The following is a 13,250-nucleotide window of genomic DNA, read 5'->3' as shown; positions in this document are numbered from 1 at the left end:
TTTTACCAACCAAGTTCCCATGCTCACCACCGTATTACTGGCCGCCACGCCCCCAGACATACCTGGTTTTCTAGTTGCCCCCTTCGTACTTCTGATTTTGTTGATTGCCACCGGCCCCATTTTCTTTCCGCATTTCTGGCATAAATACTTTAAAATCATTGCCGTGGGCCTGGGCTTGCTAGTGCTGAGTTATTACCTGTTGGTCTTGCAGGACACGCACATGCCCGCCGAGACGCTGGCCGAGTACGCATCTTTCGCCATTTTGCTCAGCGCTTTGTACGTGGCCGCGGGCGGCATCTACATCAACGCCAATGCCAACGCCACCCCGCTGATTAACGTGGGAATTCTTTTGTTCGGGGCGATAATCGCCAACGTGATTGGAACCACGGGCGCGTCTTTGCTCTTGATTAGGCCGTTCATCAGGCTCAACAACCACCGCATCAAGCCTTACCAGATTGTTTTCTTTATCTTTATTGTGAGTAACGCGGGCGGTATGCTCACGCCGCTGGGCGACCCGCCGCTGTTCATCGGGTTTCTGAAGGGCGTGCCGTTTTTCTGGACTTTGCAACACCTGTTCACCCCTTGGGCCATTGCCGTTGGGGCGCTTTGTACTATTTTCTTTATTCTTGATTCCAGAAACAAAGCCACGTTTATTCCCAAGCCTGCCGTAAAAGCCAAAATTGAGAAGAAAACCGAATTCTATTTCACCGGCAAGCGCAACCTCTTGTGGCTGGCTGTGATTATTGGGGCCACGTTCCTGAACCCCTCGTCGTTTGACTGGTTGCCCTACATACCCATGGAAGGCGGCGTGAAAGTGTCATTTGTGCGCGAAGTGATTCAATTATCGGCGGCTTTTCTGTGCTTTAAGCTGGCCAGCCGAACCGCCCTCAACGGCAATCATTTCAGTTTTGACCCCATTCTGGAGGTGGTGTTTCTGTTCTTCGGGATTTTCTTCACCATGATGCCCGCCTTGCAACTCTCTGCCGCGTTGGCTTCTTCGCCGGAGTTTGCCGCCAAGCTCACGCCTACCGTGTTTTACTGGGTGACGGGCTCGCTTTCTGGCGTGTTGGACAACGCGCCCACCTACGCCAACTTCCTGTCTTTGGGCATGGCCAAGTACCACCTCAACTACGCCAGCGTTTCTGATGTGCAGCACTTCGCCTACGGCCTGGCCGAACATCCGGAGACCTTGCTGGTCTTGGAGGCCATTTCCATTGGGGCGGTGTTGTTTGGCGCCATGACTTATATTGGCAACGGTCCCAACTTTATGGTGAAAGCCATTGCCGAACAGGCTGGCGTGAAAATGCCGCCTTTCTTCCAGTACCTCTTTAAGTATTCATTGGTGTATCTGCTGCCGGTGCTGGTCTTGATTTGGCTGCTGGTGATTCTGTAGGTAGCCTTTCATAAAAGTAATTCCCGTTTTGGGGCTCATTTCTGGAAATGAGCCCCAAAACGGGAATTTTTATTTAGCGGGAAGACAAACAGGAAGATTTCTTGGCGAAGACATTTGTAGGAGCTGCGCACACTACGAGGTCTTTGAGCCAGCGTTTTTCGGAACCTCTACCGTAGAGACAAGGCAGGGCCTGGTCTCTACTATTTATATAATTTATGTTTTAGCCTCCATTTCCAATCTGGAGCCCGAAAACGCCTACCCCAACTTATTAGCCCTAGCCCGAAGCACGAAATCTGCCAGCACCAACGCAGCCATGGCGTCTACAATAGGCACAGCACGCGGCAACACGCAGGGGTCATGGCGGCCTTTGCCTTGCAGGGTTACTTCCTGGCCGGCCTGGTCAATGGTAGTCTGCGGCTGCAAAATGGTGGCCACCGGCTTGAACGCGACTTTAAAATAGATGTCCTGCCCGTTGGAGATGCCGCCCTGTATGCCGCCCGAATGGTTGGTACGGGTACGCACGTTTCCGGCATCATCGGTGTAAAAAACGTCATTGTGCTGGGAACCGTACATGCGCACGCCCTCAAAACCGCTGCCGTACTCAAAGCCTTTCACGGCATTGATGCTCAGCATGGCCTTGCCCAACTCCGCGTGCAGTTTGTCAAACACGGGCTCACCTAAACCGGCGGGCACGCCTTTCACCACGCAGGAAACCACGCCGCCAATGGTGTCTAATTTATCGCGGGTGTCTTCAATCAAGGCAATCATTTTCTCGGCAGTTTCTGGGTGCGGGCACCGTACAATGTTGCTGTCCACCTGGCTTAAATCCATCTCAGCATAGTCTGCCGGGGCGAAGATGGTACCCACTTGTGACACATAAGCCGAGATCTCAATGCCTTGCTCCGCCAGGAACTTCTGGGCCAGTACGCCTGCCGCCACGCGGGCCAGGGTTTCCCGGGCCGAGCTTCGGCCGCCACCGCGGTGGTCCCGTGAGCCGTATTTGGCGGTATAGGTATAGTCTGCGTGCGAAGGCCTAAATGCGTTCTCTATGTGCGAGTAGTCATGGCTTGCCTGGTCTTTGTTGAACACCACCAGCGCAATGGGCGTGCCCTGCGTCTGCCCATTGAAAATACCAGACAGAATCTGCACCTGGTCTTTCTCATCTCTGGGCGTGGTGATTTTTGACTGGCCGGGGCGGCGTCTGTCCAGCGACGCCTGAATTTCTTCTATCGTAATGGGAAGTCCGGCGGGGCAACCGTCTACAACTACGCCAACGGCCGTGCCGTGCGATTCGCCAAACGTGGTGATCCGGAAGATGGACCCAAAAGTATTGCTCATTTTCTTCTGATAAAAAATACAAACAGAGAAGCCAAACCCATGACCGCCAATGCTATGTTGGTGTACTGGCGCACGCCCTTGAAATAGTCCAGCGGAATGGGTTGGTTTTTCTCTGTCTCTATAATATTGTAAAAATCGCCCAAAGGCTGGGCCCTGATAAACGAATTCTGGTCTTCCTGCCCGCGCACGCGCACCACCACGCTGGGCCGGAGCGTGTCATAGCGGGCTGTGCTGGGGTTGAAATACACCCACTGGAACAAATCGCGGAGCGCATATTGCCCCGCCTGCCGGCCCACAATGAAATACCGGAACGTCTTGGACCCCACCACCTGCCCTCCGGCCACGCGGTCCTGCTGCCTGATTTCCGGGGTGTACACCTCCACCTCGCTGGAAACCCCCACGTTCTGCGGCAAGGGCAGCGCCTTGATATTGCCTTCGCCCTCTATCTGCATCTGGTACACCAAATTCTGGTTCAGGCTGATGGTATTGCGCGACAATTGCTCCCGTAACCGGAACACGCCCACGGCCACCTGGTCCCGAAGCGGGTGCGGCGGCAGGGCTCTTACTTCTACCCGTTGCGCCGAAGTGGTATAGGTTTTATAGTCGGGTAGCCGGTTCTGGTTCAGGAGACTGGGCGTTTTGGCGATTTTGTACTTGATCATCTGCAGCTGCACCACCGGGAACCGCAGCGCCTGCGCCGTAATGGGGAACAACACCGCCTCATACAATTTATACCGGGTGAATGCTTTGCCACCAATCTGCGTCTTTTCAGGTGTAATCTCCTGTTGGGCCACTGTCTGCTCCAGCGCGCTCCGTTGCTTTAGTAGTTGAATGGCGGCAAGCAGCTGCGGCTCAAACTGGTAAAAGTCCAGCAAGCCCAAATCTGTATCTGCCACATAAAACCAAAGCGACACCGGCACGCTTTCGCCCACAAACACGCGTTGCTTGGGCAAATGCAGCGTAAGAAAGGCGTTATCTTTTACATCCGCAAATTCTGGGGCCGCCATGGGGCCCGCCGCCGGCACTGTATCTGACGGTGACTTGCCCGGCACCAAGGCCATTGGTTCTACTTTTCCTTTAAAGGCAGGCGCAGTCACAGGCTTGCCGTCAACTTGCAGCGTGAAGGGTTTTATGCTGAAATCGCCTTCGCGCAGAGGGGCATATTGCTGGGTGAGCGTGTGCACCACGGTGGTTTTGTTGCCGGTGCGGTAGGTGGCGGCAGAGCGGCGCTGGGTACTTTTCTGCAAGCCTTCAATCTCGGGGAACCCTTCCACTTTCTCTGGCCTGGCGCCGGTCTTTTTAAGCGAAATGGTGAAATACTGGTCAAGGGGAACCGTGCCGGGGCCATACTCCACAGCCAGCTCCGGCGCCTGTCCCCAGCAGGTGGCGCACATGATCCAGAGCAAGAGGAAAAGGCCTGTTTTTATCTTCATTTCAGGAATAGAGCCCGAAAACGGGTTTTTGCCAGCAGGCCAAAAGTACGAAGAACCGCCGTAGCACCGCGCATCCATTTGAAAAACGGAAGGTTAGGGTAAAAAAGAATTCTATTTTTTTTGACTTTCCCAAAATCCGGTTAGGCAGGCTGCGCCGTAGGTCTGGCTGAACCGCCCGGGCAGGCAGGGATAATTCTTTTAAAAGGTATCTCTAAAACGGTAGCTGGCGGCCAGTAGTATTCACCCTCATTCATTAAAACTATGGCGAAAAACACAAATCAGATTCCGGAACAAGAGCCCCTGGGCGCCTTGAACGCGGCCTTGAATCGGCGTTCATTCATGCGGTACACCGGAGCCGGCCTGGCCGCCTCTGCGTTATTACTGACCGTTGGCTGTGATGACGATGATGATCCGGCAATGGCCGCAGACGGCACCGTGAACCTTGGCACCGGCGACGTGGGCATCTTGAACTACGCCTATGCCCTGGAGCAACTTGAAGCTGCCTTCTATACCCAAGTGGTGGCTAACGCTGCGTTCAACACCGCTTTTCCTCTTGCCTCAGAGCGCATGGTGCTCACAGACATCAGAAACCATGAGATAGCCCACCGCGAATTCTTCAGAAGAGCTATTCCGGCCGCTAACAGAATCAAAGACCTTACCCCCAACTTTTCCTCCATCAACTTCGCTAACCGCGCCGCGGTGCTGGCCACGGCCAAAACCTTTGAAGACCTTGGGGTGGCCGCCTACAACGGAGCCGGTAAATTGTTCACAGACACCGGTGCTGGCCTCACGTACCTGACCCTGGCCGGGAAAATTGTTTCTGTGGAAGCCCGCCATGCCGCTGAGATCAGAGACATGATCAGCAACGGAGACTTCGCCAAAGGCGACTCTGGCATTATTGCCGGCCGCATGATTGTGGACAACAACGGCTTAGACGTGGCCTTGTCGCCTACTGAAGTGCTGAATCTGGCCAAAGGCTTTATCCAGGACACCATTGTTGCCACTGGTTTACCACAATAATTTTAAAGGAGGAAAAGAATCATGAATATATTCAACCTAATCACTGAGATTGAAAAAGTAGACCCAGAGGTGTATGACCGTTTAGATCCGCGCCGGGCCGTTTTCAAACATTTCGCCGGCTTTGGCAAGAAACTGGCCGCCACCGCCGTGCCGTTGGCACTGGGCAGCATGTTCAACAAAGCGTACGCACAAACCGGGAGCAACGCTGCCATTGTAGAGGTCTTGAACTTCGCGTTGACGCTGGAATACCTGGAGTCTGAGTTTTACAAGCAAGCCGCCGCCGCTTCAATAGCCGTAGGTGCACCTGCCGCTGCCCAAGGCGCCATTGCCTTGATCAGAGACCATGAGGCCCAACACGTAGCCTTCCTGAGAACCACTATTTCTAGCTTGCAAGGCACACCGGTAACGTTCACCGCCGCCAGCTTTGACTTTACCGCCCGTGGTGCGTTTGCAGACGTTTTCACCAACTACGGCACTATGCTAGCTGTTGCGCAAGCGTTTGAAGACACCGGCGTACGTGCTTATAAAGGCCAGGCAGGCAATTTGGTAAGCAATAATACCGTATTGCAAGCCGCTTTGCAGATTCACTCTGTAGAAGCCCGTCACGCTGCGCACATTAGAAGAATGCGCCGCGACACGCCTTCTATCATGGCCAGTGTAAAGCCCTGGATCACTTTGAAAGACCGCGCCGGTCTGCCCGCTGGTACGCAGTTGGTGTATGACGGGGAAGAATTGACCACGCAAGCCACCGTGCCTATTGCCGGAACCTTCAACGGTATCACCATTGATGCCAACGCCGCCTCAGAGGCCTTTGATGAGCCAATGTCAAAAGAAACCGTGTTGCAGATTGTGACACCGTTCCTGAGATAATAAAAATTTAATTTTGTAAGGAAGGGCAGCCCAATGGGTTGCCCTTTTTTTATTCAATTTCGTGTAAATATCTTATAAAAATCAGTACAAATCGCGCAGCTAATTCAACCCTTTCCGCGTATACAATAGTCCAAGTTACATCACACCTTTTAGCTATATAAAACCATGTTGGAGTACGTAAAACTGATCTTGGACAAAGTAAGCTTTGATTCAAGTTTGTTTGAGAAGGAATTGAGAAAGAGCGTGCGCATGTTAGTGCGCACCGAGTTGGAGACCTTGCGTGACTGGTGTTACCAACGCTTTTCTGGTACTTATTACAGCATCTTAGACAGAATCTTCGGGAAGGTGCTGGCCGCCTAAGGCTACCGGCGCGGTGGCCACAAACTGCAGGTTGCGGGTAAGCCCGGCAAACCCAGTACGTTTCACCGCCGATTTTCTGAAAATGTCACTGAATACATCCTGGGTTAGCTCCATCCAATCATTAGTTGAAAGGTGCAGCAGCTCAGGATGTGGCGTGAAAAGGGGTTCCTGGTGTGGCTTGCTGAACCGGTTCCAGGGGCATACATCCTGGCAGATGTCACAGCCAAACACCCAGTTCCCAAATTTGCCTTCCACTTCCTGCGGAATCTGGTCTTTGAGTTCAATGGTGAAGTACGAAATACACTTGCTACCGTCTACCACGTAGGGTTCTGAGATAGCGTCTGTGGGGCAGGCATCCATGCACTTGGTGCAGGTGCCGCAGTAATCTTTGATGGGGCCGTCTGGTTCCAGTTCCAGGTCCAGGATGAGCTCAGCAATGAAGAAGAAACTGCCCACGCCCGGCCGTATCAAGTTGCTGTTCTTGCCTACCCAGCCCAAACCGCTTTTCTTCGCCCAGACTTTGTCCATGACCGGGGCTGAGTCCACGAACACGCGCCCGCCCACTTCGCCAATCTCTTCTTGTATATAATTGAACAGCGTCTTGAGTTTGTCTTTGATGACATAGTGGTAATCCTGGCCGTACGCGTACTTGGAGATCTGGAACGTGTCCTCGGGCTGGGTTTCCTCTGGATAATAATTCAACAGCAAACTCACCACTGATTTAGCCCCATCTACCAGCAAGCGCGGATCCAGGCGTTTGTCAAAGTGGTTGGCCATGTAGTGCATCTGGCCGTGCTTGTTCTGGTTGAGCCAGTTCTCCAGCCGCGGCGCCTCTTCCTCCAGAAAATCAGCTTTAGACACGCCGCAGTACATAAACCCCAATTCCTGGGCTTTCTGCTTGATGAGCTGCGTATGTCTGGCGGTTTGGTTGAACATGAATTGAAAAGGCGCTGTGAGGAAAGAACAAATTTGGCGGAAAAGAATTTCAGTTGCCGGTATTTTTCCGTTTTTGGGCTCAATTCTGGAAATGAAAGCAAAAACAGAAACCGGAATTCCCTCTCCCTCTGGGAGAGGGCTAGGGTGAGGGGCACTTTTTATAGCTAAGCCATTCAGTTTAAAAGAAATTTCCCTCATCCTAACCTTCTGAAGGGACTTTGCTTTTACGGTTTGAAAATAGTTGAGCTATTGTGTTCAGCCTTATCTATAATTATTGTTTTAGCCCTCCTTTTTGGAAAGGCAGCTAAAAAAAAACCTCGCAGGTTTTGGAAACCTGCGAGGTTTGAACGTTTGCCAGTTTCCGTTTTCGGGCTCATTTCTGAAAATGAAGCCGAAAACGGGATTTGCTTTTATTGGGCCTGGTCAAACAAGGTACCGCTGCGCACGTGGTTGGGCGGAATCTTGCCCAGGTGGCGGTACGCGGCTTCGGTGGCTTCACGGCCGCGGCTGGTGCGCTTGATGTAGCCTTCCTGAATCAGGAACGGTTCATAGACTTCCTCAATGGTCTCGGCCTCATCACCGCAGGCGGTGGCAATGGTAGACAAGCCCACCGGACCGCCCTTGAACTTCTCAATGATGGTGAGCAAGATGCGTTTGTCCATTTCGTCCAGACCGTTATGGTCCACGTCCAGGGCATTCAGGGCAAACTTGGCGATGTCAACGGTAATGGTCCCGTCGCCTTTAATTTGGGCGAAGTCACGGGTACGGCGCAACAAATTATTGGCGATACGCGGCGTACCGCGGCTGCGGCGGGCAATCTCAAAGGCGGCATCTTCATGAATAGGCGAACCCAGAATCTCGGCGGAGCGCTGCACAATAGACGTCAACAGCTTGGAGTCATAATACTCCAACCGCGAGTTGATGCCAAAGCGCGCCCGCAACGGCGAGGTCAACAGACCCGACCGCGTGGTGGCTCCAATCAAGGTAAACGGATTCAAAGAAATCTGCACAGAACGGGCATTGGGGCCAGAGTCCAGCATGATGTCAATCTTGTAATCTTCCATGGCCGAGTACAGGTACTCTTCCACAATGGGGTTCAGGCGGTGAATCTCGTCAATGAACAGGACGTCGTTCTTCTCCAGGTTGGTAAGCAAACCCGCCAAATCACTGGGCTTGTCCAGCACCGGGCCCGACGTAATCTTGATATTGGACCCCAGTGAGTTGGCGATGATGTGGCTGAGAGTAGTTTTCCCCAAGCCCGGAGGGCCGTGCAGGAGCACGTGGTCCAACGCTTCGCCGCGCATAATGGCCGCGCCCACAAATATCTTGAGGTTCTCCACCACCTTTTCCTGGCCCGTGAAAGCGCTGAAATCCAAGGGCCTGAGCGCCTTGTCATACTCTTTCTCAGCGGGCGAAAGGTGGTCTGCCGAACCGGTTAAATAGTCTTCTCTCATGTGTCAATCTCCTGGCGTAAAAGCTAAGAATCAGTTGTAAAGATAACACAATGCCAGGGAAAATCGGTCCAACAGCCTCTACAAATGACCAAGTTTATGCTATTATTTTTACTAATTAATCAGTTTTCCCAACACAGTTAGCAAAACCCTGAAGTGATGGTTTGAAATGGCGCCCGAATAATTCTCCGGAGGTGTCCTCACTTTCCATTTTCGGGCTCATTTCTGAAAACGAGCCCGAAAACGGCAATGACCAACCTAAGGAATTGACTGTTAAATAAAAGACCTTTACTTCTTTATCTTATTCGGCAGTAAACCGAAGTGCCGCTTAAATGCCGATGTGAAGTGCGTGGCGTGTTTGTAGCCCAGCAGTCGGCTGATTTCATTGATTTTGGTGTCGCCTTGCAGCAGCAGTTCGCGGGCGCGTTCCATTTTATAGGCCTGCCGGTAGCCAAAAACGGTTTCGCCAAAGGTCATCTTGAAATGCTTTTTCAGGTCGAATTCATTGGTGCCTATCTGGTGCGCCAGCTCTTTGATGGAGATGGTATGCTCCAAATCGGCTAGGAGAATTTCCCGGGCCAGCTGCATCTTCTGTTCGTCTTCTTTCTTTAGGTTTTCGCCGGCGTCCAGTTCCAGGGTTTGCTCCCATTGCTCCAGTTGGTAGGCCAGTAACTCCATCACCTTCGCCTCAAAAAAGGTCTGCCAGCAAAAACCTTTGAGTTTCTGGTTGAGCAATTCATAGAGAATGGCCGTAAGGCGGGGCGTAATGATCATAGGCAGCAACTGATCAAACTTGTTCTCGGCTTGTTTTCTCAGGAATTGGCTCACAAGGACATGGGCGGGCGGCAGGCACCTGAAAAAGAAATCTGGGGTTAGGCTGAGCTCAAACACTTCACATTCTGCCGTCGCATGCTTTTCTGACGCCATGGCCCCAGCCGGAAACAGGAACACGTTGTGCTGCTGTTCCTGCAAGTTGGCGGCGGGTCTCTCCTCTCCTGCTCTTATATAGTGTACGGTGCCTCTTAAACAGAAACACAGTTGAACCAGACCCGTGCCATGGGAAAAAGTGTCTTCCTCCTGACCCGGCACGTGGGCAAGCGTATAGGTGAGTGACACGTTGGGACTGCGCAAGGAAACCTGCCGGCCGGCCGCCGGACAGTCGGAGAAGGTTATCTCCTGCTGCACCAAATGGCCGGGCAGGCCAAAAGGACTCTCCTGGAGCACCGCACCGGCTTTGTCTGTTGAAAAAGAAGCCAGCAGCGCGTCAGTTTCTCCTTTCCGCGTTATCATTTCTCCTTTTCCCGTCATTTCTGTTCCAAGTTGGCCTCTATCTTTGCGCAAGTTTAATTATTTAGACTAAATATAAATAATTTCGCACAAATTTAAACAGTCTCTATGCATAGATTAATACTACTCCTCGCCTTCCTGCTGAGCCTCACGGCAACTGGCCATGCGCAGGAAACCGCCGTCAACGGCAAGGTATTAGAACAAGCCACCGGAACCCCGTTGGCCGGAGTCACCGTGGTATTGAAGAACACAACCCAGGCTACTTCCACTGACACAGACGGCAACTTCACCTTACCTGCCGCGCCGGGCCAGATTTTGGTCTTTACATATATTGGCTACAAAACGCAGCAAGTAGCCGTCACCAGCGCCACCACTCCCCTGCAGATTGCCCTGGAACTTGATAACACCCAACTATCTGAAATTGTGGTCACCGGTGCCCTGGGCATTAAGCGGCCCGCCCGCGAGTTGGGTGCCTCTGCCCAGATTGTAAGCAATGAATCTCTGAACCAAGGAAAACCGGTGAACCCGCTGCTGGGACTGAACAGCAAAGTGGCGGGCTTGCGCGTGAACATGTATGACAGCAAGGTAGACCCGCAGTTACAGGTGGTGTTGCGCGGCACCAGGTCGCTTAACAGAGCCAAGAACGCGCCCATTTATGTGGTGGATGGCGTGCCCATTCCTTCCATTGGTCGCCTGAACCCGAATGACATTGAAAGCATCACGGTGTTGAAAGGGGCCAATGCTTCTGCGCTTTATGGTTCTGAGGGCGTGAACGGGGCCATTATGGTTACTACCAAATCTGGGGAAAGAGGGCGCGGCCTGGTGCGGGTGTCTAATACCACTACGTTTTCAAAAGTATTTCTTTTGCCCAAGGCGCAAACCCGATTTGGCCAGGGGAATGCCGGCGTGTTTGACCCCTTGCAGTGGGAATCCTGGGGACCCGCGTTTGACGGCTCTATGAAAGACGTAGGCCCTGCCCTGCCAGATGGTTCGCGCCACCAGGTGTTGTATGCCGCACCTGACCAAGATAACCGCCTGGACCTTTTCCAGACCGGAGTGAACGTGCAGAATGATGTCTCTTTCTCGGGCGGAGACGAACGCACCACATACTTTTTCTCTTTGCAGGACGCCACCATCAAAGGTATTATTCCGGAAGACGAAAGCCGCCGCACGGGTGGTCGGTTCAACGGGTCCCGCACGTTTGGCAAGCTCCGGTCTTCGTATGCGCTGAACTACGTGTACTTCAAAAAGAACACTACCCCAGACGGCCCCTGGATTACCGCCTACCAGTTACCCGCCAATTTTGATTTCAACAGCATGCGCCATTGGAAGGAGACCGGTTCGGCGGCCAACCCGCTGTACTTCTTCACAGACGGCCAGAAAAACCCTTTCTTCCAGATAGACAATATTAGGGAGCAGAACGAACAGCAGACCATTAATGGCAAGTTGGAATTAGGATATGACGTGACGCCCTGGTTTAGCGCCTTGTACCGGTTTGGATTGTACAGCACCATTGATGAAACCCGCGCTACCACCGGTCGGTTTGAGGTGCCCGCTTCGGCGGCCCGCAACGTGAACGGAAGCGTGAGTGACAATAACACCTCTTTCCGGCGTTTGAACAGTGATGTCATCCTGAACTTCAAGAAGGACTTCGGGAAAATAAGTACCCGGCTGTTGTTGGGCCAGAACACGCGGGCAGATTATACCAAAAGCGTGACCGTGGGCGCCAGCAACCTGCTTTTCCCAGATTTGTTTAACCCCGGCAGTAGAATTGGGGAATTGTCGGCGGCTTCTGGTACTGGTATTACCGAGCAGCGCTCCGTGAGTGCCTACGGCGAATTCACGGCGGGTTACCAGAATTTCCTGTTCCTGACCTTTACGGGCCGCAATGACTGGGTTTCTGTCCTGAGCCCCGACAACCGGTCGTACTTTTTCCCGGGCGTGAGCGGTTCCTTTATTTTCTCTGAGGCTATTCCTGCGCTGCAAGACAAGCGTGGCCTTTCGTTTGGGAAGGTGTATGCCTCCTGGAACAAGACCGGCAACGTGACTCTGAATCCGTATCAACTCAACAACGCGTACACGCAGATCAACGGCTTTCCGTTTGGCAATACCGTGGGGTTCACGCCTAGCCTGCGCTACCCAAATGCAGACATTCAGCCGGAGTTTGTGACGTCTTATGAAGCAGGCGTGCAATTGGGCTTGTTCAACAACCGCATGAACGTGGAGGCCAACTATGTGTACTCAGACTCCAAAGGGCAGATTTTCAACGCCACCACCTCCCGCGCCACCGGTTACAATGACGCCGTAGTAAACGCAGGCCGCCTGACCAACAGCATTATTGAGGTAAGCCTGGGCGGTGATGTGGTCCTGACACCAACATTTAAGTGGAACTTAGGCGCCAACTTCACCTACATAGACAACCAGGTGAAGGAGTTGTACCAAGGGTTGGAGTCTTTCAACATCTTCCGGCAGTCTTACGCCAACATTGGGCAGTCGTATCCAAGCTTGCTGGTGAGTGACTACAAACGTGACCCGCAGGGCCGCATTATCATAGACGCCGCCACGGGCAACCCGGTCATTGCCACTGAGAACACGTATCTGGGCACCATGGTACCGCCCTACCAGGTGGGGCTGAACAGCATGGTGCAGTTCAAAGGTTTGAGTATTGGCGCACAGTTTGACTGGCGCATGGGCGGCTGGCTGTACTCAGAGATTATTCCGCGCATGTACACCGCCGGCACGCACCCCCGCACTGTGGAATTCAACCGGCAGCCGTTCCTTTACCCTAACTCGGTGATTGAGACTGCGCCCGGCGTGTTTGAACCCAACAACAGCGTGTATTCCAAAGGAGACCGGGCATTCTGGGAGCGCGAAGGTTCTATCCAGTCCAACACCGCCGCCAAATCAGATTATTTCAAGCTGCGCGAACTGAGCATCAGTTACACCTTGCCAATGTCTTTGTTAAGCCGACAGAACTTCATCAAAGAGGCGAGCCTGGGCTTTGTGGCGAACAATGTGTTCATCCTTCGGCACAAAGACAATGACCACGGCGACCCGGAATATCTCTACAACCAAACCGATGGCTACGTGAGCTTCCGGCAAGTGCCGCCGTACCGCACGTTCGGGTTTAATGTGAGTTTAGGATTTTAAGGAAGCAGATAG

At 52.9% G+C, this 13,250-nt stretch carries 10 protein-coding genes; 5 read left to right on the top strand and 5 right to left on the bottom strand.

Features of this window, described 5'->3' with window-relative positions:
* Window positions 1-19 precede the first annotated feature (19 nt).
* Window positions 20-1,393, top strand: a complete 1,374-nt coding sequence (locus IMY23_RS18355; protein ID WP_192823473.1) for a sodium:proton antiporter — start codon at window positions 20-22, stop codon at window positions 1,391-1,393.
* Window positions 1,394-1,648: 255 nt separating this feature from the next.
* Here IMY23_RS18355 and aroC read toward each other — a convergent pair whose 3' ends face one another.
* Both aroC and IMY23_RS18345 read right to left on the bottom strand, forming a co-directional pair.
* Window positions 1,649-2,731, bottom strand: coding sequence for a chorismate synthase (gene aroC / locus IMY23_RS18350; protein ID WP_192823472.1), 1,083 nt, complete (start codon window positions 2,729-2,731; stop codon window positions 1,649-1,651).
* Window positions 2,728-4,164, bottom strand: coding sequence for a BatD family protein (locus IMY23_RS18345; RefSeq protein WP_192823471.1), 1,437 nt, complete (start codon window positions 4,162-4,164; stop codon window positions 2,728-2,730). Before IMY23_RS18345 ends, aroC begins: the two co-directional genes overlap by 4 nt.
* Window positions 4,165-4,425: 261 nt before the next feature.
* On the opposite strand from IMY23_RS18345, the gene IMY23_RS18340 reads away from it, so the two are divergent.
* From IMY23_RS18340 to IMY23_RS18330, 3 genes are all read left to right on the top strand, one after another.
* Window positions 4,426-5,184 (top strand): ferritin-like domain-containing protein, encoded by a 759-nt coding sequence (locus tag IMY23_RS18340; RefSeq protein WP_192823470.1) that lies wholly within the window; start codon window positions 4,426-4,428, stop codon window positions 5,182-5,184.
* Window positions 5,185-5,205: 21 nt separating this feature from the next.
* Window positions 5,206-6,054, top strand: a complete 849-nt coding sequence (locus tag IMY23_RS18335; RefSeq protein WP_192823469.1) for a ferritin-like domain-containing protein — start codon at window positions 5,206-5,208, stop codon at window positions 6,052-6,054.
* Between the two features lie 165 nt (window positions 6,055-6,219).
* Window positions 6,220-6,414, top strand: coding sequence for a hypothetical protein (locus IMY23_RS18330; RefSeq protein ID WP_192823468.1), 195 nt, complete (start codon window positions 6,220-6,222; stop codon window positions 6,412-6,414).
* Here the strand turns inward: IMY23_RS18330 and queG are convergent.
* From queG to IMY23_RS18315, 3 genes are all read right to left on the bottom strand, one after another.
* The gene (queG, locus tag IMY23_RS18325) at window positions 6,379-7,350 is read right to left on the bottom strand and encodes a tRNA epoxyqueuosine(34) reductase QueG (protein ID WP_192823467.1); all 972 of its coding nucleotides are present in this window, start codon (window positions 7,348-7,350) and stop codon (window positions 6,379-6,381) included. The two genes, IMY23_RS18330 and queG, sit on opposite strands and share 36 nt — an antisense overlap.
* Before the next feature lie 410 nt (window positions 7,351-7,760).
* On the bottom strand, window positions 7,761-8,804 hold the full coding sequence (gene ruvB, locus IMY23_RS18320; RefSeq protein WP_192823466.1) for a Holliday junction branch migration DNA helicase RuvB: 1,044 nt from the start codon (window positions 8,802-8,804) through the stop codon (window positions 7,761-7,763).
* 285 nt (window positions 8,805-9,089) lie between these two features.
* Window positions 9,090-10,091 carry an AraC family transcriptional regulator gene (locus tag IMY23_RS18315; RefSeq protein WP_192823465.1) on the bottom strand — a complete coding sequence of 334 codons (1,002 nt, stop codon included), beginning with the start codon at window positions 10,089-10,091 and terminating at the stop codon, window positions 9,090-9,092.
* Between the two features lie 105 nt (window positions 10,092-10,196).
* Between IMY23_RS18315 and IMY23_RS18310 the strand changes: the two genes are divergently transcribed.
* Entirely contained in the window at window positions 10,197-13,238 is a 3,042-nt protein-coding gene (locus IMY23_RS18310; RefSeq protein ID WP_192823464.1) for a SusC/RagA family TonB-linked outer membrane protein, read from the top strand.
* Window positions 13,239-13,250: the final 12 nt, after the last annotated feature.

This window comes from Rufibacter sp. LB8, from assembly GCF_014876185.1.
In the GTDB taxonomy this organism is placed as follows: Bacteria; Bacteroidota; Bacteroidia; order Cytophagales; family Hymenobacteraceae; genus Nibribacter.
This window is presented reverse-complemented; position numbering and strand designations above follow the sequence as displayed.